26 protein-coding genes are annotated in these 22,086 nt (G+C 49.3%); 24 read left to right on the forward strand and 2 right to left on the reverse strand.

The annotated features are described in order from the left end of the window. Positions 1-276: 276 nt before the first annotated feature. The 4 genes from ACJJIJ_RS18440 (at position 277) to ACJJIJ_RS18455 (ending at position 3,246) form a co-directional block, all read left to right on the forward strand. Positions 277-921, forward strand: a complete 645-nt coding sequence (locus ACJJIJ_RS18440) for a dienelactone hydrolase family protein (protein ID WP_444891682.1) — start codon at positions 277-279, stop codon at positions 919-921. Further along, complete coding sequence (locus ACJJIJ_RS18445) at positions 918-1,886, forward strand: ribose-phosphate diphosphokinase (RefSeq protein WP_252084020.1); 969 nt, start codon at positions 918-920, stop codon at positions 1,884-1,886. Before ACJJIJ_RS18440 ends, ACJJIJ_RS18445 begins: the two co-directional genes overlap by 4 nt. 693 nt (positions 1,887-2,579) lie before the next feature. Next, positions 2,580-3,038 (forward strand): hypothetical protein, encoded by a 459-nt coding sequence (locus ACJJIJ_RS18450; RefSeq protein WP_444938103.1) that lies wholly within the window; start codon positions 2,580-2,582, stop codon positions 3,036-3,038. Further along, positions 3,010-3,246 (forward strand): hypothetical protein, encoded by a 237-nt coding sequence (locus tag ACJJIJ_RS18455; RefSeq protein WP_444938104.1) that lies wholly within the window; start codon positions 3,010-3,012, stop codon positions 3,244-3,246. Before ACJJIJ_RS18450 ends, ACJJIJ_RS18455 begins: the two co-directional genes overlap by 29 nt. Positions 3,247-3,378: 132 nt before the next feature. On the opposite strand, the gene yihA is transcribed toward ACJJIJ_RS18455, so the two are convergent. Further along, entirely contained in the window at positions 3,379-4,047 is a 669-nt protein-coding gene (gene yihA, locus ACJJIJ_RS18460; RefSeq protein WP_444938105.1) for a ribosome biogenesis GTP-binding protein YihA/YsxC, read from the reverse strand. A 124-nt stretch (positions 4,048-4,171) separates the two neighbouring features. Here yihA and ACJJIJ_RS18465 point away from each other — a divergent pair, with 124 nt between their 5' ends. From ACJJIJ_RS18465 to ACJJIJ_RS18505, 9 genes are all read left to right on the forward strand, one after another. Then, positions 4,172-4,831, forward strand: coding sequence for a c-type cytochrome (locus tag ACJJIJ_RS18465; protein ID WP_444883307.1), 660 nt, complete (start codon positions 4,172-4,174; stop codon positions 4,829-4,831). 229 nt (positions 4,832-5,060) lie between these two features. Then, positions 5,061-5,747, forward strand: a complete 687-nt coding sequence (locus tag ACJJIJ_RS18470; protein ID WP_252084024.1) for a thiol:disulfide interchange protein DsbA/DsbL — start codon at positions 5,061-5,063, stop codon at positions 5,745-5,747. Positions 5,748-5,859: 112 nt separating this feature from the next. Next, complete coding sequence (locus tag ACJJIJ_RS18475) at positions 5,860-7,053, forward strand: c-type cytochrome (RefSeq protein ID WP_444938106.1); 1,194 nt, start codon at positions 5,860-5,862, stop codon at positions 7,051-7,053. A gap of 45 nt (positions 7,054-7,098) precedes the next feature. Further along, entirely contained in the window at positions 7,099-7,563 is a 465-nt protein-coding gene (locus ACJJIJ_RS18480) for an ecotin family protein (RefSeq protein ID WP_444887656.1), read from the forward strand. A 276-nt stretch (positions 7,564-7,839) separates the two neighbouring features. Continuing rightward, a complete protein-coding gene (locus ACJJIJ_RS18485; protein ID WP_444887657.1) occupies positions 7,840-8,325 on the forward strand; it encodes a hypothetical protein in 486 nt (161 codons plus the stop codon). Positions 8,326-8,399: 74 nt separating this feature from the next. Next, positions 8,400-9,125: a hypothetical protein gene (locus ACJJIJ_RS18490; protein ID WP_444891676.1), complete on the forward strand. Its 726-nt coding sequence runs from the start codon at positions 8,400-8,402 to the stop codon at positions 9,123-9,125. A gap of 186 nt (positions 9,126-9,311) precedes the next feature. Then, positions 9,312-9,722: an ACT domain-containing protein gene (locus tag ACJJIJ_RS18495; RefSeq protein WP_444883311.1), complete on the forward strand. Its 411-nt coding sequence runs from the start codon at positions 9,312-9,314 to the stop codon at positions 9,720-9,722. Between the two features lie 10 nt (positions 9,723-9,732). Beyond that, entirely contained in the window at positions 9,733-10,476 is a 744-nt protein-coding gene (locus tag ACJJIJ_RS18500) for a hypothetical protein (protein ID WP_252084030.1), read from the forward strand. A gap of 149 nt (positions 10,477-10,625) precedes the next feature. After that, a complete protein-coding gene (locus tag ACJJIJ_RS18505; RefSeq protein WP_444938107.1) occupies positions 10,626-12,245 on the forward strand; it encodes a M28 family metallopeptidase in 1,620 nt (539 codons plus the stop codon). Positions 12,246-12,313: 68 nt separating this feature from the next. Here the strand turns inward: ACJJIJ_RS18505 and ACJJIJ_RS18510 are convergent, their stop codons facing one another. Continuing rightward, positions 12,314-13,021 carry a 4'-phosphopantetheinyl transferase family protein gene (locus ACJJIJ_RS18510; protein ID WP_444891674.1) on the reverse strand — a complete coding sequence of 236 codons (708 nt, stop codon included), beginning with the start codon at positions 13,019-13,021 and terminating at the stop codon, positions 12,314-12,316. 521 nt (positions 13,022-13,542) lie between these two features. Here ACJJIJ_RS18510 and ACJJIJ_RS18515 point away from each other — a divergent pair. From ACJJIJ_RS18515 to ACJJIJ_RS18565, 11 genes are read left to right on the forward strand one after another with little or no spacing between them, the layout of a single operon-like run. Then, entirely contained in the window at positions 13,543-14,274 is a 732-nt protein-coding gene (locus tag ACJJIJ_RS18515) for a beta-ketoacyl synthase chain length factor (RefSeq protein ID WP_444891673.1), read from the forward strand. Next, entirely contained in the window at positions 14,264-15,049 is a 786-nt protein-coding gene (locus ACJJIJ_RS18520) for a lysophospholipid acyltransferase family protein (protein ID WP_444891672.1), read from the forward strand. The genes ACJJIJ_RS18515 and ACJJIJ_RS18520 overlap by 11 nt, the downstream gene beginning before the upstream one ends. Further along, complete coding sequence (locus tag ACJJIJ_RS18525; RefSeq protein WP_252084035.1) at positions 15,046-15,303, forward strand: ApeE family acyl carrier protein; 258 nt, start codon at positions 15,046-15,048, stop codon at positions 15,301-15,303. The genes ACJJIJ_RS18520 and ACJJIJ_RS18525 overlap by 4 nt, the downstream gene beginning before the upstream one ends. A gap of 11 nt (positions 15,304-15,314) precedes the next feature. Beyond that, a complete protein-coding gene (locus ACJJIJ_RS18530) occupies positions 15,315-15,569 on the forward strand; it encodes an acyl carrier protein (protein WP_252084036.1) in 255 nt (84 codons plus the stop codon). Continuing rightward, the gene (locus ACJJIJ_RS18535; protein WP_444938108.1) at positions 15,566-16,117 is read left to right on the forward strand and encodes a COG4648 family protein; all 552 of its coding nucleotides are present in this window, start codon (positions 15,566-15,568) and stop codon (positions 16,115-16,117) included. Before ACJJIJ_RS18530 ends, ACJJIJ_RS18535 begins: the two co-directional genes overlap by 4 nt. A 9-nt stretch (positions 16,118-16,126) precedes the next feature. After that, the gene (locus tag ACJJIJ_RS18540) at positions 16,127-17,833 is read left to right on the forward strand and encodes an ApeI family dehydratase (RefSeq protein ID WP_252084038.1); all 1,707 of its coding nucleotides are present in this window, start codon (positions 16,127-16,129) and stop codon (positions 17,831-17,833) included. Continuing rightward, positions 17,826-18,566 carry a glycosyltransferase family 2 protein gene (locus tag ACJJIJ_RS18545; protein WP_252084039.1) on the forward strand — a complete coding sequence of 247 codons (741 nt, stop codon included), beginning with the start codon at positions 17,826-17,828 and terminating at the stop codon, positions 18,564-18,566. Before ACJJIJ_RS18540 ends, ACJJIJ_RS18545 begins: the two co-directional genes overlap by 8 nt. Beyond that, positions 18,563-19,486, forward strand: a complete 924-nt coding sequence (locus ACJJIJ_RS18550) for a lysophospholipid acyltransferase family protein (RefSeq protein ID WP_444891670.1) — start codon at positions 18,563-18,565, stop codon at positions 19,484-19,486. The genes ACJJIJ_RS18545 and ACJJIJ_RS18550 overlap by 4 nt, the downstream gene beginning before the upstream one ends. Further along, complete coding sequence (locus ACJJIJ_RS18555; protein WP_444938109.1) at positions 19,483-21,042, forward strand: HAL/PAL/TAL family ammonia-lyase; 1,560 nt, start codon at positions 19,483-19,485, stop codon at positions 21,040-21,042. The genes ACJJIJ_RS18550 and ACJJIJ_RS18555 overlap by 4 nt, the downstream gene beginning before the upstream one ends. Continuing rightward, complete coding sequence (locus ACJJIJ_RS18560; RefSeq protein WP_444891668.1) at positions 21,032-21,466, forward strand: acyl-CoA thioesterase; 435 nt, start codon at positions 21,032-21,034, stop codon at positions 21,464-21,466. Before ACJJIJ_RS18555 ends, ACJJIJ_RS18560 begins: the two co-directional genes overlap by 11 nt. After that, positions 21,466-22,083 (forward strand): LolA family protein, encoded by a 618-nt coding sequence (locus tag ACJJIJ_RS18565; protein ID WP_444891667.1) that lies wholly within the window; start codon positions 21,466-21,468, stop codon positions 22,081-22,083. Before ACJJIJ_RS18560 ends, ACJJIJ_RS18565 begins: the two co-directional genes overlap by 1 nt. The last annotated feature ends 3 nt before the right edge of the window (positions 22,084-22,086 follow it).

Below are 22,086 nucleotides of genomic sequence, written 5' to 3' on the forward strand. Positions count from 1 at the left end.
AGGCAAGATCGTTGGAATGCGTCATCATCCCCCAAGGAAGTCAGATGTTTGCCCCGGAACTCCCCCAAGTCCGGGGCATTTTTTTTTGCCTTCAAATTAAACCCTTCTACAGCTCTCGCTTTTTCATGGATTAAGCGACACAAGTAATTCCCGCAGGCCCGCTGGCGTTCATCTGGTCTAGTCTGAGCACTACAAAGATTTCATTCGTTTGCCATAACGTCTGGGCGGCTAGGATTATTAACTGCCCTTGTCCCCTGGTTACCGAGAGGGCCATCAATGCAGAACAAAACTATAGCGTTGGCAGCGGAGCACAAAACTCTCCAGGCTTCTCTCACGCTGCCCCAGGAGGCGCGTGCGCTGGTGATCTTTGCCCATGGCAGTGGTAGTAACCGCAACAGTCCGCGCAATATCGCCGTGGCTCGACGTCTGAACGATGATGGATTTGCCACACTTTTATTTGATCTGCTCAGCAAAGAGGAAACCCGTGCAGATGAGGCCACCAGCGAATACCGCTTTGATATCGACCTGAGTGCCCGGCGTCTGGTGGAAGTGATCGATTGGGCCGCACATGGGGAAACTACCCGGACTCTGCACATCGGACTATTCGGCGCCAGCACTGGGGCTGCGGCAGCGTTGATTGCCGCCGCCGAGCGTCCGTCCCTGGTGGGTGCGGTGGTTTCACGGGGCGGCAGACCGGACCTGGCCGGTTCCGATCTCCCCCTAGTTAAGGCGCCCACGCTGTTGTTGGTAGGCGGTGATGACAAGCAGGTGCTGGAATTAAATAAAGAGGCCCTAAATCATATGGTCAATGAGCCCCGCTTGCACTTGATATCCCACGCCGGTCATTTATTTGAGGAACCCGGTGCCATGGATGAAGTAGTGCGCATGACCGAGCGCTGGTTTCGTGCGAGTTTACTATGAGTAGACTGAAACTATTTAGTCTGGATGCCGGCGCCGATTTTGCTGGTCGTGTGGCTGCAGCCCTGGGTGAACCACTAGCTCGCCACGAAGAGCGATGCTTTGCCGATGGTGAGCATAAAGTGCGTCCATTGGATGATGTCGAGGGGGCGGATGTCTTCCTGGTGCAATCCCTATACAGGGACCATTGCAGTAGTGTCGATGAAAAACTGCTGCGTTGTTTGTTCTTCATTGGCGCACTGCGCGATGCAGGGGCGGCACGTATTACCGCAGTAATGCCCTACCTTTGCTACGGACGCAAAGACCGCCGCACCAAATTACACGATCCACTGCCGACTCGCTATCTGGCCAGCTTGTTTGAGGCCGTGGGGACTCAGGTGGTCGTGACTCTCGATGCCCACAACCTGGCTGCGTTCGAGAATGCTTTTCGCTGCCGCACCTTACATTTGCTGTCGGAATCGCTGTTACTGGAGTTTGCGCTGAGTCAGCTGTTGGCGGAGCCGCGACCACTATCGGTTTTATCGCCGGATGAGGGCGGTATAAAGCGCGCGGAGGCCTTGCGCGAGGCCCTGAGTGAGCGTCTGGGGCGCCCAGTAGGTTGCGCTTTCGTCGAGAAGTATCGCAGTGGAGAAAAAATCAGCGGGGGCACCTTGGTGGGGGAAGTGCAGGGGGCGGTCGTGTTGGTTGTGGATGATCTTATCGCTAGTGGTGCAACGCTCTGTCGGGCGGTGGAAGCTGCCCATGGAGGCGGGGCGCAGCGTATCCTGGCACTGGCCAGCCACGGCCAATTTAGTGGCGATGCTTTCTCAAACTTGTCACAACTACCCTTGGAGGCGGTGGCAGTGACCAACTCTTTACCCCAGTTAAATTTGCCACAGAGTTTCCATCTACTCGACTGCGCCCCATTGATGGCGGAAGCGATTCGGCGCCTGCATGATTGTGGTCCGGTGAGTGAGCTTACACTTTAATTTTTTCAGTAAATTAGTCTTATCGACAAAGTAACTCTCTGCTTCACATCTGTCTTACGCAATTTTGGCGCATAAATACTCCTCTGGAATCCGTTCCATCCCTATCACGCGTTATTTTTTCCGCCCCTGAGCCGCATTTACATTTATTTACTTAAGCAATGGGAACAAATCGGGCAAATGTCCTATCGAATAAAACAGATCATTGTTGCTCCCTAACCCCAAAGCGTTCAGCTTTTTAACCCCGGAATTCCCCAAACCCGGGGTTTTTTTTGTCTGCGCGCAGGAGGATTTGTTTTCCGCCTCTCTGGACCTTTCTCATTAGCTGCTGATTTATTGGTGTCTTTGGAACCTATTTCCGGAAATTAGTGATTAAAGGGCATAGTATTCGCGCACCTCTGATCGTGGTGTTTACTGGCTGGGAAACGAATCTGAGCCAGCCTAACCTTCCAATATGCAAGGTGTTTGCATATGTAGAGGAACCCTCAGACGTACCCGTCCCCCTGGGTGCGTCTGGCAAGTGCCCCACCCCAAGGGCACTGACCCCTAGCCGGCAGCCCCCATCTGCCGGCTTTTTTTATACCTTGTTCTCAATACCTCCCTAAGAGTCTTTTCATTTGTCTCTTTCAATTAAATGCACTTGCAAATGATAATGTTTCTCATTATCTTTAATTTGAACCTAACAGGGGGGTTACCGTGAATTTACGTTACCTATGTGCTAATCACCGCCAGTGGCTGATTGAGAATAACGATCGTGCGGAACAGGCGTGGTTGGATTGGATGGAGCGCGGCAGGATGCTGTGCGAAGAGGGAAATCATAGTGAGGCGATTCCCTATCTGGGTTGCGCGTTTGATGTGGCGGGAATGCTGCTCACAAGCGAGTGGCCCAGCTATGCCGTATCTGCAACACGTTTTAGTGAATGTGCCGCTCAATTAATGGCGGCTTACCGGAAGCAGGGAGATGAAAAACACCACCACTACCTCCTTGTTGGAGCCAGTTCTGTTCTCGCCCGCCAACTGGGAGATCGCGATAAACAGCGGCTTGCCGCTGACTGCATCAGCGCACTCTATACGGATGGGGACGACGAGCCGGCACCCTTACTTGCCGGGGGAAAGCTCGTATCCCATGACGGGGCGAACCTGCAGTTGCACTAAAGGGGAGGCGGCAGCAGAGGTCGAAAAATCCTCGCATCTGCTCACCGTTGCTATTTGCGAGGATACCCTGGTAGATCTGTTAGCACAGCGTGCCCTTTGCGCAGAGGCGCTGCACTGTGCGACCCCCCAAGCGCGACGTCGTCTGCGCGAGTTGCTACTGCGTTCGCTGTTGCCCGGGGGAGAGAACATTTCGCCGGGCGGGAACTGACAGGGTGATCTTGGAGCCCCCGACTTCCTTGATCATCGCTTTGACTTGCAGGCCGGTGGCTTTGGCTAGATGTTCACTGAGCAGAACCGCGTGCCAAGGCGTAACTGGATCCCGTCTCCCCCAGAGTTTGCTTTAGCTTTCAGTCTCGGTTGGCACTTCAGTATCGGTCTGGGGCGCCAGCCAGGTGTTTAGCTTGCGCTCCAGCTTGTCGAGGCCGGTTTTTTTCAGTGAAGAAAAGGTCTGTAGGGTAACGCCGCGACTCAACCCTTGCTCCTTGAGGGATTTCTCCACGGCGAACAGGGCGTTGTTGGCCGGGCCATTTTTCATTTTATCGGCCTTGGTAAGCAGGATATGCACGGGCAGTCCTGCCTCTACCGCCCAGGTGAGCATATGCAGATCGAACTCCTTGAGAGGCTGGCGTATGTCCATCAATAACACCAGGCCGCGCAGGCAGGTGCGCTGCTCCAGGTACTCGGCCAGATGGCGCTGCCACTCGTCTTTCATAGCACGGGCTACCTTGGCGTAGCCATAGCCCGGTAAGTCTACTAGGCGCTGGTCTTCTGACAGGCTGAAAAAGTTGATCAGCTGGGTGCGCCCGGGGGTTTTAGAGGTGCGCGCCAGCTTGTTGTTGCTGGTCAGGGCATTGATGGCGCTGGACTTGCCCGCATTGGAGCGGCCGGCAAAGGCCACCTCGGCGCCAATGTCTTCAGGACACTGTGCCAGAGTGGGGGCGCTGGTGAGAAATCGTATGGAACGATAGTTCAGTTTCTGTGGTTGGGCTTCAAATTTGTTAATTGGCATCGTTTAAGTCTGCTGATTCAGTACACTCGCTTGGCGCGCAAGTATATAATGCCGCGGTTTTCGCGTCGCAGGACTATCGGGGGCGACACGAAACGCCATATTTCAGCGCGCAACGGGACGACGTATGAACAGCATTATCAAGAACACTGCTCTGGCACTCGGTTTGGTTTTCGGCTTGGGGGCCGTACCTTTTGCAATGGCTTCTGGCGATGCTGCTGCGGGCAAGGCTAAGGCCGCCCAGTGCGCCGCCTGTCACGGTGCTGATGGCAACAGCCTGTCACCAGCTTTCCCAAAAATCGCTGGCCTCGGTGAAAAGTACCTCTATAAGCAGCTCCAAGACATCCAGAGCAAAACTCGCGACATACCGCAGATGATCGGTCAGCTGGATAACTTTAACGACCAAGACCTGCAGGATATCGCCGCCTACTTCGCCTCCCAGCCAATGCAGCTGACTGGCTCCACAGCCTTCCCGGTGATGCTTAATAGCGGTGACAGTGTCGATAGCCTAATCCTTGGCCGCAAGCTGTTCCGCGCAGGCAATAAAGAAACTGGCGTACCGGCTTGCATGGGCTGTCACTCTCCCACCGGTCAGGGCAATGCCCCGGCGGGTTATCCGCGCCTGTCCGGTCAGTATCCGGAGTATATTGAAGCGCAGCTGAAAGCCTTCCGTGCGGGTACTCGTGCCAATGATGGTGAGATCCGCACCATGCGCACCGTTGCCAAGCAGCTCTCCGATGCAGAGATCAAGGCGGTTGCCAACTATATCGCTGGTCTGACCGACTAAAAGGGTTAGCCACAGTAACGAGAGGCCGGTCACACACCGGCCTTTTTTGTGCCCGACGCTCGCTCAAGTGGGCGGGAATTGGGTAAAGTATTGCCACTTTTGCGACCTTTCCTTGCGCCTGGCGCTGGGAACTTAAATAATCTGCGCTGTCTATTGTGTCCTCAGTGGCCCGACAGTATGCCGCCAAATCAGGCGCTCGAACCACGAATGTACAAGCTGGAGAAGACTTATGAGAGCAGTTCTCGCCCCTATAACGATGGTTTTGGCTGTGTTGTTCAGCCTAGTCGCCTGCGCCCAAGAAGGCGGTGAATTCAAGGCGGGCCAACACTACCAAGTGCTGCCACAGGCGGTAGCGCAAAAAAACGCCAATAAAATCGAAGTGACCGAGATGTTCTGGTATGGCTGTGCCCACTGCTTTCATTTCGAACCGACGCTGGAGCGCTGGAAAGAAAAAATGCCCAGTGATGTCTCCTTGGTGAAGCTGCCGGCTATCTGGCAGCCAGTGATGGATGTTCACGCCCGCTTGTTCTACGTGGCTGATGCCATGGGTGTTCTGGAAAAAATGCACACTCCGCTGTTCAACACCATCTACAACCAGCGCCAAATGCTGGCGATTCGTGAAGGTCGCAACTTTAAGCCCGACCTGGCTGCTATTGAAGCCTTATTTAACAAGCATGGCGCCGATGGTGCCAAAGCGGCCAAGCTGATGAACTCCTTCGCCATCAACAGCAAGGTCAAGCAGGGTGTCGCCAATCAGCGCGCCTATAAAATGACTGGTACACCTGAAGTGGTTGTGGCTGGTAAGTACCGTATCAGCTCCTCTCTGCCGGGTTACAAGGGCAAGAGCAATGGTCAGGAATTGATGCTGCAGGTAGCGGATTACTTGATCGCCAAGGAGCGCGCCGATCGAGGCTAACAGTCCAGCTGAAAACAAACCCCGCCCAGTGCGGGGTTTTTTGTATCTAGGCGTTTGCCACAATTAACGACTACCACCCCATTCGTTATCTGCCAGTAACAGGAAGTCATTTTTGCGAAATTCATGGACTTTACTACTCTTGCTGGCCCTCTCAGTTCAATCTCTTTGGGCGCAGCAGGTCGCGGAAAATGACAAGCTTGCCGCGCGCGCGAGCAACCTGCTTTCCTATATCGCTGTGGGTTACGGGGATGCTATCGATAAAGGCCAAGTCATCGATACAGGTCTCTATCAACTCCAGCAAGACCATGCTGCCGAGGCGCTGGATCTGGTGCGGAACTTGCCAGATAAACCGGGCCGTTCAGCCCTGGAAAACAGCATGACAGGGTTACAGGAGGCTTTGAGCCGACGCGAGGATGCTGAAAAAGTGCGAAGGCGCGCCAATGAGATAGCCGACCGATTGGCGGCTCTCTATCAAATGCAGCGTTCACCAGCCCACTCACTGCCTTCAGCCAGCTTGGCTGCTCCCCTTTTCCAACAGCGCTGCGCCAGCTGCCACGGTAGATGGGGCCAGGGTGATGGAGCCCTGCCCGATCTGCGCGATGCTAGGCGGATGGCGAGCTTCAGTCTTTATGACCTCTACAATACTCTCGACCCCAACGTGGATAGCGTGCATAGCGAGCGGGTTGATGGCGACTTAAATAGTCGCCAGCGCTGGGCTCTCGCGGTGACGGTGGCCGCTTTTGCAGTAAAAAATCAGCTGCCACCCTCCGCCGATCTTGCCGAGCGCTATCCAGCACTGATCAGTCTGCCGGGTATGGCGGTAACCCGACCGATTGAGTTGCCCACTGATGCCAGGAGTGCCTTATTGTGGTGGCGGGGCCACCCGCACCTGATCCGCTCCCTCGAACACCCCCTTACTCGCGCAGAGGGGTTACTAAGCTTGGCGGAAACCGCTTATCGAGGCGGTGACAATGCCGGTGCTTATCACAAATTGATGCTTGCCTATCGAGAGGGCTATAAGCCGTTACAGCAATCCATTGAAATGAGCGACCGGGTTTTGTACAGCAAGTTACAAGCCCAATGGCAAACATTGCGCCGAGAAGTGCTCTCAAACGCGCCCAATACTGATGTGATCGCTTCAATTCAAAATTTAGGCACCTTGCTGGGAAGAGCCAGAGCACGCCTGGAACCAATGCCGGGGGGACACATCAGCTATTTATGGGCGGCATTGCTCTTTGCATTGGCACTAGCACTGGGGGTGTCACTTTGGTGGGGACTGCGCTGGAGAAAGCGGTCTAGACTTTAAAGGGTTTGTGCGCCAAATCAGCTGATCAGCCGTGAGGAAGTCGCCGTGGCAAGATCCTTATTCTCCGCTCTTATTCTCTGTTGTGTGGTGCCGCTTCAGGCGGCCGAACCGCTAGATGCCTTTCCTGCAGAAGTTGAGGGTAAGCGGCGCCATGTTATTGAGTTGCCCAAGGTGGTCGATGAGAGCCGCTTTATGGTTGAGTTAGTGCCAGGCAAGAATGCATTGGCCGATTGCAACTTGCGCAGTTATAGCGCGCCCTTACAGCGCCAGGTTCTACCGGGTTGGGGTTACCCCTATTATGTGCTGGCAGAACCAAAGCCCTCCAAAGGTACCAGTAAAGTTTGCGGGTCCGATTCCGAATCGCGCCGTTTTATCCGCGTGCGCGGTAACGGCCTGATACTGCCTTATTCAAGTAGCCAGCCCCTGGTGGTGTATCTGCCGGAGGGCGTCCAATTGAAATACCGTGTGTGGCGTGCGGATAAAAACCTGTCTGATGCTCACTCAAAATAATGATTGCTCGTAGCCCTATCTAACAGCCTTTCTAATTCCACTCCCCCATAGTGGCGCCTCAATAAATATTTTTAATGCTTCTAATGCCACTGTGGGATTTAGCGTCTAGCCTTACTAAGCAAGGGATGTGAAAAATAGCGCCTGTGCGATTTTTCACGCCGGTTTTTTTGGCCTGTGGCCGTAACCGGCCAGGAAAATTGGCGGTGACGCTAGCCGCCGTTTACAGCAACCCCTTTCCGCGGTTCTTACCGTGGAGCACTTACGGTAGAGCAGCGCATGAAGTATTTGCGTAATCCCCCTTCGAATTTTGTGTTTGTCGCCATACGACAGAGTTGTGCCATTGCCTTAATGCTGTTCCTGTTATTGCCCTCGATGGCAACGGCGGAATCAGCTCAACAAAGGTGGGCTGGCAACTGGTTGGTAGTGAGTGAAGGTGACGACCAACTGGTTTGGCAACTCAATGCCGATGGCTCCGGTTATGCCTATGGCTTTAACTCCGGTGGCAGATTGACTCATGGCTTTGCCATTAACTGGCAACTGGATGGTGATCGTGTGCGGGTCCGCACCGGTGCTTCCGTTAGCTGTAAGGGCGGTGTGGTCTCGGTGGCGTTTCGTGGTTGGAGCCGCTCCACTCTGTTATTTGCCGTAATAGACGGGCGGCACTGGCTGCAGGCTGGCGGTGGGTTACTGAGTTTCCAGCGCCGATTGAGTGACTGGAGTACGCCTAAAGCCGGTAGTAACTGCCCCAACATTGCCAGCTGATTTATGTATCCGAGTAAGAAAAAAACAGGAATTTTCCACTCAGGGAGGGGAGCGCCGAATATTGGAGTAGAGCTGTGATGCAAAAGTCCTTGGTTTTGACTCTGGTATTTTTGCTCACAGCATTTTCAGCTTTTGCCAAGGAGGAGCAGAAAAAAAAAGAAAAACAGAGTGAACAGACACAGCAGCGCAATGCGGGCTGGCACGCTCAATCCAAGCTGAATGCCAGCCAGTGGGTAGGTGCCTGGCTAATCTCCAGAGATGGGGAGGCCCGCCATGTATGGAGTCTAAAACCCGATGGTACTGGCCGCTCCTACGCTTTTCTCCCACATGACGGAAAAATGCAATTTGCTTTTGGCTACGATATCCACTGGTATTTTGATCCTTTCACCCAAATGGCCAATATAAAAACCGGTCGTAGAATCATTTGCCGCAGAGGAAAAATATATCCCTATTTTCTCACTTTAAAATCCTATGAGAGCGATTATTCAGTGCGAGGTAAATTTGCCTGGCAGACTACCTGGACGGAAGTGAGTATCGGTCGGGATCGCTTGCATAAATCTCTGATTGTTTTTGTTGCACCATTATCTGCCTGGCATGATCCTGGCAAGGGTGCTCCCTGTCCCGAGTTCCCTCGTGTGCGTCTGGAAAAAGCGATTGATAGAATGTTGCAACGCTGGGAAAAGAAAGATACCCCCGATTTAGAGGTGAATACTGCACCAGCTCCGGGCGAGCCAGAGCTAGAAGGAGAGGAATTGAAAAAAACCAATAAAAAGAGGGTGAAAACCCGTCAGCGAAATTAAAATAAAAAACCACTGAGACAGTGGTGTTGTCATCCATTAATAGAACGTGATGATCCAGCAAGTCTTATGGCCATGTAGTTCTACCTGTGGGAAATGTTCCCTCTGGATAATTACACTAGGTGGTTTCTGACTGGCACCCATTCTCTGAGTATTTTCACAGCAGGTTTTTTCAACGGCAAACCGGATATGACTGCAGAAGTTTCCCTCGCAAATATCCTGAGAAATATGTGCCCAAAGTTACATGAGGAAACCTACGTGTTTTGCCAGGTGTCGGATGCTCGGCTCGAAGAAGTCTTGACTCAAAGCCTGTGTATCTTCCGCGAAGGCGAGGGGATGAGTGCGATCTTACCCAGATGCTTGGCACAGCAGTATGGGATTGCTTCCAGCGGGCCCTTCAGACAAATTACCCTGCAGGTCTTTTCCGGTCTCAGTGCGGTGGGCCTTACCGCTACAGTCGCCAGGGAGCTGGCTGATGCGGGCATAGTGGCCAATATGGTAAATGCTCTGCGTCACGATCATGTCTTTGTCCCTGAAGAGAGCGCGCAGCGAGCCTTACAGCTTTTACGCGGGCTCAGTAATCGGGTGTATTACACCTGAGCGCTTGCCAGTGCGTATTAATTACCCCGAACCCCAGCCCCACGGCGAGATTCGCCAACTACTACCAGACCTGTTCTTCGTCCCTGGGACCGTAAAACTGGCTCCGGCGGTTACCATTAACCGCAACATGGCCATTGTGCGTTGGCAGGAAGAGCTGATACTGGTGAACCCGATACGCCTGCGTCCAGCGCAAGAAGAGAAGTTGCAGGATCTCGGCCGAATAGCTCATGCAGTGCGTCTTGGCTACCATCACGGCCAGGATGATCTTTATTACCGTGACCATTTTGATCTGACTTTTTGGCGGCAGACCGGCTCGAACTTTTATCCACCTAGTGCCGATAGATTGGTGAGGGATGGTGGTGTTTGTCCAATACCCGGCAGTCGCTTCGTGGAACTGCGTTACAGCCGTTACCCAGAGGCATTCTGGTGGCTGCCCTTCAATGACGGCCTGTTGCTGGGCTGTGATGCTCTGCAGTATTGGGGGAAGTGGAGCGGTTGTAGCTGGTTTGGCCGAAATCTGCTGCGACTGTCCGGTATGCGCTCGGGGATGCAGGTACCGCCTGCCTGGCGAACACGGATGACTCCTGAAGGCCGGGACCAACGCTGTTGGCTGCAGGAGGATTTTGAGCGCCTGCTACAGCTGCCCTTCCTACACTTTCTGGCAGCCCATGGAGAGTTTTGTGCGGATCGGGCCCATGAGGAAGTGACCGCAGCAATAAGCCGAGCCTTTCCTGGGCTCTACAAGGCCGCCTGAATTCTATATATTAACCCTTTCAAGTAAGTGATCACTCACATCTTGGTGCTCTGCACTAAGTCTGAACGTGGTAAGATTGCGCTCCTTTTTGGTGCGGTGTTGGTTCTGTCTGGCAGACCGCAAAGATTTATTCGAGAAGTAGTAATCCGATGAAAAGAAAAGTCCTGCTCAGCGGCCTGCTGTCGTTGCTGCTGGTGGCCTGTATGCCAGTTTCCACCAGCACAGCCCCAAGCGCGAATATCGACAATATCAGTCGGGATGTGAATTACCTGGCTTCTGCAGAACTGGCGGGAAGAGACACAGGCAGCGAAGGTTACCTCCAGGCAGCGCAATATGTGGCCGCGCAGTTCCACTCCATGGGGCTCGCTCCGGCTGGCGAGCAGGGGTATTTCCAGGATGTACCTTTCCGTAGTGCCAGCTGGAATGGCACTGAGCCGACTTTTGTTTTAAAGGGGAGCAAAGGTGAGGTCGGCTTTGCCTTCGGGGGGGACTTTATCACCTCGCCTTCTGCGTCCAGTGAGCAGGCACGCTTGGAGGCCGAGCTGGTGTTTGTTGGCTACGGAATTGAAGCGCCGGACTATGGCCTTGATGATTATGCCGGATTGGATGTGAAGGGTAAGATTGCAGTGATACTGAGTGGTCGCCCGAAGAGTCTGCCCAGTGAAGTGGGGGCTCACTATGCATCAAGCCGCAACAAGAGTGAGACCGCTGCTCGTCATGGTGCGGTGGGTTATATCACCGTTTATACCCCCGAGCGTGAGAAGCGCCGCCCTTTCGTGCGCTATGCGGAGCATCGTCACGATGAGACTTTCGACTGGGTAAACCGAAAAGGCGAGCCGGGCAGCGCTATCCCCGGTTTGTATCCTGGTGTATTGCTCGATATCGATGCGGCGAGCAAACTCTTCGACGGTGCCCAACAGAGCCTCGCAGCTATCTTCAGCATTATGGAAAAAGGTCAAAATCCCCGTGGATTTTCGCTGCCTTACCGTGCTGCCCTGAGTACAAGCTCTAAGCATCAGGAAGTGCGTAGCCCCAATGTTGTGGCTGTATTACCGGGTAGCGACCCGGTGCTTAAAAATGAATATGTGGTCTTCTCTGCACACCTGGACCATATCGGTAAAAAAGAAGATGGCCAGATTTATTATGGAGCTCAAGATAACGCCGCAGGTATCGCAGTAATGCTGGAAACCGCACGGTTGTTTGCGGAGTCTGGCCAAGCACCGCGACGCTCTCTATTGTTTGTTGCGGTGACCGGGGAAGAGAAAGGATTACTCGGCTCGGACTACTTTGCCGAATACCCTACCGTACCTCTGCAGTCCATCGTGGCCAATATCAATCTGGATATGCCCATGCTGCTCTACCCATTCCGCGATATTATTGCCTTTGGTGCCGAGCATTCATCCCTTGGCCAGATTGCGGAGCATGCGGCAAAACTCAGCGGTTTAAAATTGAGCCCTGATCCCATGCCAGAAGAAGTGATCTTTGTTCGTAGTGATCACTATAATTTCGTTCGCCGCGGTGTGCCCTCTATTTACCTAATTACTGGGCGCGAAGCTCAGGACCCGAATATTGATGGTACCGCTAAACAAGTGGCATTCCTGAAAGAGAGCTATCACAAACCCGGAGATGCGCCTGATGCTGGGGTGAGCTATGCAGCTGCTAAGCAATTTACCGAAGTTAATTATCTAATTGCTAGGGAAGTGGCGGATGCTGCGGATAAGCCTTCATGGTATGAGGGAGATTTCTTTGGGGACCTGTTTAGCCAGTAGTTAACGTGCACTAGTGGTTATTGGAGATTCCCTCGATACCTGGCTAATTTGAGCAGGGAATCTCCAGGTCATGATGCTTTCAGCCGAATTTCTCGAGTTGCAGGGCCTTTAAAACTATTGCGGTAAGTTCCTATTACCTCTTTAGAAGTAAAATTGGGCCTAGGCCTAACTACAAGTGAAAGGTAGATATCTTCTTCAGGCTGCCCACTCCAACATCGGTATTCAGAGTAGGGTTCAGGCCAATTTTCTTCTTGGCCGACCAGTGAAGAGACTTTAAGCAGCTTACCGAGTGGATCACCACTGCACTTGGCAAGCGCCTCCTTTATGGTCCAAGATTTTATAAACTCTTGCTTTAAGAGGGCTATCGGTAAGCTTTGTAACCAGGACACCTCATAGGAGCTAAAGTAATTCTGGGCTATTGCCAGCCAATCTCTTTTGGGATGGTCTCTTTCACAGTCAATACCAACCGGAATTTTTCCAATGGAGACTGCAAGGTAGTCTGCCGTATGGCTGATTGAGAGGTTGACAATAGGGGTTCCTGAGAAATTGGCAACTGTAGGGTTCTTAGGGTCAATCTCTAGATCAGAAGGGGGATATCCGAACCGTTCAGCAATAAGGGTTTTCGCGAGTAGGCGCCCGGCTAAAAATTGCATCCTCCGATTCTGGTTGCGAATGTTTTTTAAACGTAAATGTTCCGTGCCACTCAATAAGAAAGATGAGTTCGCCTGCCAATCTTCAGGCCAATTTTTGAATGAAGAACAAGTAAAATAAAGCATAAAGTCTTATCTATCGATTCAGACTTAGATTGTAATCACTAACAAAGCTGAATAGCAGAACGGCTCTCATGGTAAATGGTTGAGGAAAAGATGGGGTACATACATCTTCAGAATTGCCTCAGAAATAGACCATAAATACCGGATTGGGTAATTAAGGATCATTCTTAAGTTTAGAGTTTTTTCCTTTAAGTTGTCACCTTAAGGGAATTTTATTCTTGGTGAGAGCTTTATCATTTTTAGAGGCTCACGAAGTCTTAAGTTGACCTTATGCCAGTGAAATTAAGGGCGCTAGTATACGAGAAATGTCCTAAGGAATAGTTCTCGTGTATTTAGGTGTAATAAAGAAACTCACCAGTCCCAATTGAAGGTTCTTTTGCTAGCGAGAATTGATCATTTTGTGTACCATTCCCGCCCTGTTGCCGGTCACGAAAAGCTCAAAAAGCCACCTAAAAACAATGGTAGAGCTGGCTGGATACTAAGGCTTGATATTGAGGGTTGGAGCCAAGCTCCATAAGAGTAGTTTGTCTATTGAATTTGTAATTTCCGATTGGCGAGCTTGGTATGCGGGGGTTTCGGAACCTGCGGACTGGCATCGATGGCACAGTGGCGAGTTAGAACTGCAGGAAGATACCCTGGCTGATGTCTCCTTTCTTCCGGCGATGCTCAGGCGCCGCCTGAGCCCATTGTCTAAAGCCGTATTTAATAGTGCTTACCCACTTCTGCAGCAGAGAGATATCCCCCTGCTGTGTTGCTCTGTGCACGGAGAGGCGATGAGAACTTACTCTCTTCTACAGGGGGTTGCTGCGGAAGAAGATTTATCCCCTACGGCGTTTGGCTTATCAGTACACAATGCGATCGCCGGCCAATTGTCTATAGCGAATAAAGTACGATCTCCAGCTCTCGCTTTAGCCGGTGGTGACTATCCATTACTGGCAGGTTTAATGGAAGCTACCGGTATTTTGCGGGAAGGTGCAAAAGAAATACTGCTGATATTTTGTGAGGAACCCCTGCCAGAAATGTATCACCCTAGCACCCAAAGTCCCTCAGGTGTTTGTGCTACAGCTTTACTCTTAACCTTACCAGTTGAGGGAAGTAAGGGTACTGGAGTGACTTTGCTAAATTCTTCGAGCGTCAGACTAAAAACGGCATTTGAAGAGGCTGATTATCAGCTACCTCTGATAAGCGCGCTTATTAAAAACTCAGGAAAAGTACCTGTTGCCAAAGGGTGGGAGTTACTAATCAATGCAAACTAATTTGGAGTCTGGCAAGAGGTATGATCGGTATTGGTTTAGGCTGATAGCCACTGCCGTTGCGTTTAGTCTATTTGGTTTTGGTGGTCTGATCCTTCGATTTATTTTATTTCCACCTCTCAGAATTTTATACCCTAATGCAAATGTACGTATGCGTAAGGCTAGGTTAATCATACATCATGCCTTCCGTTTGTTTATTGGATTTATGCACAAAACAGGGATATATACTTATGATTTCAAGGATGAGATTAAACTGCAAGAGCCCGGCCAATTAATACTGGCTAATCATCCCACTCTTATTGATGTCGTTTTTCTTATATCTCGAATACCTAATGCAAACTGTATTGTAAAGGCGAGTCTATTTCGAAATCCCTTTATGCGTGGTGCTGTAATGACTGCGGGTTATATTCCCAATGATGACCCGGAAAAAATAATTGAGCTTGCCTCAAAATCTTTGAAAAAAGGGGAGTCAGTGGTTTTATTTCCGGAAGGAACCCGCTCTGTGCCAGGGAAACCATTCAAGTTCCAGCGGGGGGCTGCCTATATGGCACTTCGTTCTGGTATTAGTCCGACTCTGGTTACCATTCGCTGCAACCCGCCAATGCTGATGAAAAATATCCCGTGGTACAGCATTCCGTTATCGCGGCCACATTTTGAATTTGATGTCTCTGAATCTTGGGAGATTCTCAAGATGAAAGAAAAAAGCGAAAGCCCATTGGTAGCCAGGCAAGTTACCCAAGAATTAAAAGCATTTTATACTGAGGAGTGTGCTGCGTGAATGATTTGGTTGAAGAGCTAAAGACACTGATTATTGAGGTTCTAAACCTAGAGGATATTACACCAGAGGAAATCATCGCAGATGAGCCTTTATTTGGTGAAGGTCTAGGTTTGGATTCCATTGATGCGCTTGAGCTAGGTCTGGCATTGCAGAAGAAATATAACATATCTATCGATGCAGAAAATGAAGATACCAAATCACATTTTGCTAGTGTGAACAGCCTGGCAAAATTTGTTGATGGTAGCCGCGCGTAAGAGAGATATGTATGTTGAAAGATAGAGAAGACATTTTTCCAAAATTGACCGAAATCCTTGTTGAGATGTTTGAGGTTGATGAAGAGGATATAACAGAAGAAGCCCACCTTGCTGATGATCTGGATATAGATAGCATTGATGCGGTTGACCTGATAGTTCGTTTAAAAGAGCTTACTGGAAAGAAAATTGCACCTGAAGAATTCAAAAGTGTAAGAACTGTTGGAGATGTAGTTGGTGCAATTGAAAAGGTAATGGCGGAGAAGTGAGTCGATTCGCGCAGCTAATATTGGTCATAATTCTGACACTGTACCCTGTGGCAATTTATTTTGGCATAGAATACTTGTCTTTAAGTAGTATTCTGTTACTGCTGTTGATTGTTGCGGTTTCAAGGGTATTGTTTGGCGGCGCGAATAAGGCGATTGGCACCAAGCTAATGGCCGTGGCCTTGGCTTTTGTTGTTGGCGTCTCCTGGTTAAGGGGCGATTCAAGTGGACTTCTTTGGTATCCAGTACTTTGTAACCTGATTCTATTTTCACTGTTTTTATACAGTTTGAGTCAACCACAAACATTAGTAGAACGGCTTGCTCGCCTTACGACTCCAGATTTACCACCTGAAGGTATTCTATATACACGAAAGGTTACCAAGGCATGGTGCCTATTCTTTTTAATTAATGGAAGCCTCGCACTGGCAACTGTTTTAAACGGCGATATGAAAGTCTGGACTCTTTACAATGGCCTTGTTTCATATGTGCTAATGGGAACTATGATGGGCGGTGAATGGCTACTGCGTTGTCGTGTCCAAAATAAGGTGTGAGTTAAGGTCGTGGACAAAGTACAGTTTGAACAAGTGTTTGGTTACTCGAATGACCAAGCAATAGTTAGCTATTCAAGTCGTGGGGAAATTTCTTTCGCCCAATTTAAACGTGAATTGGCATTTATTGAGCGAAAGCTAAAAAAATCCCTAAACGAAACTGGGTTCAAAAGAGCTGCCATTTTCTGTGAAGATAGTTACGAGTTTAGCTTGCTCTTTTTTGCTGCTATGTCTTGTTGTGAAGTCGTTGTTATACCGGCAAATAATAAGCGATTTACCCAGCAAAAACTGGGTGAGCAAACCCTATTACTGGGCAGCTGGGAAGATAGCTCGGCATTTAGTATAAATATTCCGGATCAATGTAGAGAGGAGCTTTCTGTTCCCAGTTGTTTTGATGCTGGTATTCAATTATTCACATCAGGAAGCAGTGGTGAACCACAAACCGTTGATAAAACCTTATATCAACTGCTCAATGAGGTTAAGGCCCATAATCTTAAGTGGTCACCCCGGGTAGCTAATACAACTACTTTGGCAACTGTAAGCCATCAGCATATATATGGCTTACTGTTTAAATTACTGTGGCCACTAGCCAGCGGGCGTCGATTTGTTAGTAAGACATATGTGGATATTGTGGGATTACTCCAAGACGCCCACAAGTGGGGGCCTGCCGTGTGGGTTGCAAGCCCTGCACAGTTAAGCCGCCGTATTTCTTCCTGGCCATGGGCGTTGGGAAAATCCTTAGTAGATATCTTTTCTTCTGGGGGGCCTTTACTGGAAGTAGATGCAAAGGCGATTGATCAGTTGTGTGGAATCCAGCCCATAGAGGTCTATGGAAGCACTGAAACGGGGGGGATTGCCTGGCGTAATCAATTGCGTCAGAAAAGTTGGAGTCCACTAAAGGGAGTGAACATTGCAAAAAACAGCGATGGGTTACTCAAAGTCTCTTCTCCGTGGTTGCCCAAGGAGTTTATTTGTCAGGACAAAGTACAAATAAGTACAGATGGTATGTTCGAACTCAAAGGACGAGCTGATCGCATTGTTAAGATTGAAGAGAAAAGAATTTCTCTTACACAAGTTGAGTCCCTACTAGTTGGAAGCTCATATATTGTAAAAGCCAATGCACTTGTTCTGGAGCGTAAAAGAAAAATAGTTGCCGCTGTTGCCACACTAACGGAATCCGGGAAAGAACTATTACAAAAGAAAGGAAAGGCTTCTCTTGTTCGTAAACTTAGAGAAACCCTGGCCAAGGATCTTGATGGCGTGGCTGTGCCACGTTCTTGGCGTTTTGTTGATGAAATCCCCGCTAACTTACAGGGAAAAATAACGAGAGACCTGCTAATGCAACTTTTTGATGAAATTCCGGCAGCAATGGTGCCACAGATTATTAGCAGCGAAATATTAGATAATGCTCGTCAAGTTAATTTTACGGTTAATGACGATTTGCCTTGCTTGGATGGTCATTTTGAAGGCTCACCGGTAGTGCCGGGAGTAGTACAGCTGGATTGGGCTATGCATTTTGGCCGCCCACTTGTAAAAGCCGGCAGTACGTTTACCCAAATGGAAGTGATTAAATTTAAGCAATTAATGATGCCCGGTGATGCTGTCACTTTATCTTTGGAGTTCAGCCAGGAAAAGAACAAATTAAATTATTCTTTTCGGAACACTCAAGATGGCAATTTAGAATATAGCAGTGGTAGATTGTGCTTCAGCCATGTCTAACTTTTGTTTTGTAATACCCGTTTATAATCATGAGGGGGCAATCGCAGAGACGCTAGCATCTCTGGATGACTTTAACCTGCCTTACATTCTGGTAGATGATGGCTGTGATGAACCCTGTAGAATTGAACTACAACGCTTAGAGCAGGGCTACGGTCCGCGGGTTCACTTGGTTGTTCGCCAGGCTAATGGTGGAAAAGGTGCTGCGGTAAAAAGTGGTCTGCGAGCTGCGAAAGCGCTTGGATATAGTCATGGAATTCAAGTCGATGCCGATGGTCAACACAGCCCTGCTGATATACCTCAATTCCTAGAGAAAAGCAGAAAGTGCCCTGATTCACTGATTTGTGGCTATCCGCAATACGATAAATCAGTACCTAAAGTTCGTTTGTGGGGACGCTATCTAACTCATGTATGGATCTGGATTAATACTCTTTCTCTGGAGATTAAGGATTCCATGTGTGGGCTGCGTTGTTATCCCTTATCTCGAACTGTAGATTTGTTAGATAACGAGTATACCGGTGATCGAATGGATTTTGATCCAGAGATCTTGGTACGGTGGTATTGGAGCAAAGGCGGTCTCTGCCAGGTACCTGTAAATGTGAGCTACCCAATAGATGGCGTTTCCCATTTCCGGGGATTTAAGGATAACTTCCATATATCGGCAATGCACACCCGTCTATTTTTTGGCATGTTGGCCAGAACTCTGCGTATTTCGACAGTAGGGCGAAAAGCGTGAGTAATTTACACTGGTCAAAATACCGGGAACAAGGCTTTTTCCTGGGTATCAAGTTCTTATTCTGGTTGCATCACTGGTTGGGTCCGATTGCCTTTAAAGTTGCGGTATACCCGGTAGTTTTATGCTACTACCTAAAAAATCAGAGTGGCCGCAATTCGATCCAGGAGTACTTGGAATTATTCACTAAACGCTACCCATCTAGCGGTATAGAACCGAATTGGAAAACCGGATTTAAAATTTTCCTTAATTTTGCTAACAGTGCTAGAGAAAAGCTTGAAGCTTGGTTTGTGGGTATCCCGGATAGTCAGGTAAATTTCCCAGAAAGAGCGGGTCTTCACCAGTTGGCCGCTAGTGGCCAGGGTGGATTAATTATTGGCTCTCACCTTGGGAACCTGGAGGTTTGCAGGGCACTTGGCAGCCTGACAAAGGTACGGGTAAATGTGTTGGTGCATACAAAGCATGCGGTGAAATTTAATCGCATGATGAAGATGCTCAATCCCCTGAGTCAAGTACGGCTTATCCAGGTGACAGAAGTAACTCCCGCTTTAGCGATGCGACTCTCCGAGGCTGTTGAGGCTGGGGAGCTGGTTGTTATTGTCGGTGATAGAACACCGATTAACTCTATGGGACGCACTTGTGAGGCAGAATTCCTAGGGCGAAAAGCGCCTTTTCCCCAGGGGCCCTATATTCTTGCTGCGCTGCTCAAATGCCCGGTGTACACACTTTTCTGTCTGCGCAGTACTTCCGGATACGATATCTATATGGAAAAACTCTGCGATCGCGTTGTGATGAAACGCGGTGACAGAGAAGGGCATATTCGCTCTCTTGTCGAGGAGTTTGCACGACGGTTGGAGCGCTATTGTCATATAGCACCTTTGCAATGGTATAACTTTTACCCGTTCTGGGATCAACAAAAATGAATTCAGCAGTACTACAACGAACCCAAATAGTCTTTGATGGCACAGATCTATCTATTGATCAGGTAAATACCATTGCAGCTGGCCGTGGCGATATCTCTCTATCTGATGAAGAGAGCTTTGTCGCAAGGATAAATCGCGGTGCCGAGTTCCTAGATAGCCTTTGGCAGAAGGAAGGTGTGATCTACGGAGTAACCACTGGATATGGTGATTCTTGTACCGAAAGTATTCCTGCAGATCTGGTGGAAGAGTTACCTCATCGATTATTTACCTTCCATGGTTGTGGAATGGGGGAAGTCTTTACTCTTGAGCAGAGTAGAGCGATTGTCGCAGCCCGGATTGCCAGCCTTGCAAAGGGCAGTTCAGGGGTCCGATTTCGGTTGTTGCAGCAATTGGTTCTGTTACTTCAGAAAGACATTATTCCGGTAATTCCCCAAGAGGGGTCTGTGGGAGCCAGTGGCGACTTGACCCCACTGTCTTATGTTGCTGCGGTTTTGTGCGGGGAGCGCAAAGTTTGGTACCGAGGCCATCAGAGAGATACTGCTGAGGTATTCGATGAATTACAGATTGAGCCATTAAAGCTGTACCCCAAAGAGGGTTTGGCGATAATGAATGGCACCGCCGCAATGACTGGCTTAGCGTGCTTAGCCTATAAACGGGCAGAGTATCTAGCACAGCTGAGTGCTCGTATTACCTCCATGATGAGCGTTGCGTTGGATGGCAATGCCTACCATTTCGATAGCGCGCTTTTTGCAGTGAAGCCACACCCCGGTCAAAACCAGATTGCAAAGTGGATTCACGACGATCTCAATGTTGGTGACGCTCCAAGACAAAATAGCCGATTGCAGGATCGCTATTCACTTCGGTGCGCTCCCCATGTAGTGGGTGTATTACAGGACTCTCTGCCCTGGCTCCAGCAGTTTATTCATAACGAACTAAACAGTGCTAATGATAACCCGATCATCGATGGTGAAAACGAGAGGGTGCTTCATGGTGGGCACTTCTATGGTGGGCATATAGCCTTCGCCATGGATAGCCTGAAGAATGCGGTAGCAAATCTCTCTGATTTACTGGATCGACAAATAGCCCAACTGGTTGACGTTAAGTTCAATAATGGGCTCCCGGCAAACCTCTCAGGTGTAACCGGGCCTCGAAGATCGATTAACCACGGCTTTAAGGCTGTTCAAATTGGTGCGAGTGCCTGGACTGCTGAAGCACTAAAGCAGACCATGCCCGCAAGTGTTTTTTCCAGATCAACGGAGTGTCATAACCAGGATAAGGTCAGTATGGGCACCATTGCTGCCAGGGACTGTAACAGGGTATTACAGTTAACGGAGCAAACGACCGCAGCGGCACTGATGGTTGCTTGGCAGGGCATTCAGCTTCGAGTTCGTAGTGGGGGAGTGGATTTGGAAAAATTATCTACCGCTCTTAATACCACAATCAGGCAGATAGGAGATGAATTTTCTTTTCTGGAGGAAGATAGAGAGCTTGAACAGCCATTGAGAAAATTCGTTTCATTAATTCAGCAAAGACATTGGCGCTTATATGAAAACTAATAAACCTATGCGCCCTGAAAAATGGATGGCGCAAGTTGAACTACAAATTCCTTTCCACGATGTGGATATGATGGAAATAGCCTGGCATGGGCATTATGCAAAGTACTTTGAAATAGCCCGATGTGCATTGTTTGATCAGTTGGAATATAACTACCAGCAGATGAAGGAATCAGGTTTTGCCTGGCCGGTCATAGATTTGCGTGTACGATATGCAAAGCCTTTGCGATTTCAGCAGTGGATTGTTATTCGCGCTGAGGTTTCTGAATATGAAAATCGGTTTAAGATCAATTATACGATAACCGATAGAGATACCGGTGTACGCTTAACAAAAGGACATACCGTACAGGTAGCTGTCGAAATAAGCAGTACCGAAATGCTGTTTGCATCGCCTCCAATTTTGCTGGAAAAATTGGGGGTAAATTAGTGATGACTGCCAAGCGTTTGGTTTTATTTTTTATTTGTTTTCTATTTTCCATAGTAACTTCTGCTTTGACTTTGGAGCAGCAGGCGGTTTTGCGGGAGATAGAGAAAAATATTGTGTCATCTCCACAGATGCTTGGCACTTTTTCCCAGACAAAGAGGCTGCCCCAATTGCCCAGGCCTCTGGTTTCTTCAGGCGTCCTGGCTATTTCTGAAGAGTTAGGATTAAGCTGGCGAATAGAGAATCCAATAGAATCCCATCGAATATTTAAACTAGATGATGTTGATTCCGGAAATCGGGTCAATAGCAATATTGTAGGAAATCATGTAGCTGATCCTCTATTAAAGATTATCAATGGTGATTTTAGCGAGCTGGATCAGACTTTTACGGTGGGGCCACAGATCGCAGAAGAGCAATGGCGAATTAACTTAATTCCCAAACAAGAGGCTTTTAGAAAGGTTATTGAATCGATAGAAGTCGTGGGAGACAAAAAGATTCGGAAAATAGTACTAGCCGAAGCCAACATGGCAATTACTGAAATAGATATTATGAATTTACATTCAGTTGAAGCTAATAACAGTCAACTACTGAGTGAATTCTCAGAAGATAACCAGAAATAATCT

The sequence above is a fragment of the Microbulbifer mixtoriginis (SeqCode) genome, from assembly GCF_052467945.1.

Bases quoted from the DNA above. Each gene is read 5' to 3' on its own strand.
- ACJJIJ_RS18495 (WP_444883311.1), top strand. From the start codon at position 9,312: ATGACTGCAGAAGTTTCCCTCGCAAATATCCTGAGAAATATGTGCCCA.
- ACJJIJ_RS18455 (WP_444938104.1), top strand. From the start codon at position 3,010: ATGACGGGGCGAACCTGCAGTTGCACTAAAGGGGAGGCGGCAGCAGAG.
- ACJJIJ_RS18465 (WP_444883307.1), top strand. From the start codon at position 4,172: ATGAACAGCATTATCAAGAACACTGCTCTGGCACTCGGTTTGGTTTTC.
- ACJJIJ_RS18470 (WP_252084024.1), top strand. From the start codon at position 5,061: ATGAGAGCAGTTCTCGCCCCTATAACGATGGTTTTGGCTGTGTTGTTC.
- ACJJIJ_RS18440 (WP_444891682.1), top strand. From the start codon at position 277: ATGCAGAACAAAACTATAGCGTTGGCAGCGGAGCACAAAACTCTCCAG.
- ACJJIJ_RS18485 (WP_444887657.1), top strand. From the start codon at position 7,840: ATGAAGTATTTGCGTAATCCCCCTTCGAATTTTGTGTTTGTCGCCATA.
- ACJJIJ_RS18545 (WP_252084039.1), top strand. From the start codon at position 17,826: ATGTCTAACTTTTGTTTTGTAATACCCGTTTATAATCATGAGGGGGCA.
- ACJJIJ_RS18445 (WP_252084020.1), top strand. From the start codon at position 918: ATGAGTAGACTGAAACTATTTAGTCTGGATGCCGGCGCCGATTTTGCT.
- ACJJIJ_RS18530 (WP_252084036.1), top strand. From the start codon at position 15,315: ATGTTGAAAGATAGAGAAGACATTTTTCCAAAATTGACCGAAATCCTT.
- ACJJIJ_RS18520 (WP_444891672.1), top strand. From the start codon at position 14,264: ATGCAAACTAATTTGGAGTCTGGCAAGAGGTATGATCGGTATTGGTTT.
- ACJJIJ_RS18560 (WP_444891668.1), top strand. From the start codon at position 21,032: ATGAAAACTAATAAACCTATGCGCCCTGAAAAATGGATGGCGCAAGTT.
- ACJJIJ_RS18510 (WP_444891674.1), bottom strand. From the start codon at position 13,021: ATGCTTTATTTTACTTGTTCTTCATTCAAAAATTGGCCTGAAGATTGG.
- ACJJIJ_RS18555 (WP_444938109.1), top strand. From the start codon at position 19,483: ATGAATTCAGCAGTACTACAACGAACCCAAATAGTCTTTGATGGCACA.
- ACJJIJ_RS18505 (WP_444938107.1), top strand. From the start codon at position 10,626: ATGAAAAGAAAAGTCCTGCTCAGCGGCCTGCTGTCGTTGCTGCTGGTG.
- yihA (WP_444938105.1), bottom strand. From the start codon at position 4,047: ATGCCAATTAACAAATTTGAAGCCCAACCACAGAAACTGAACTATCGT.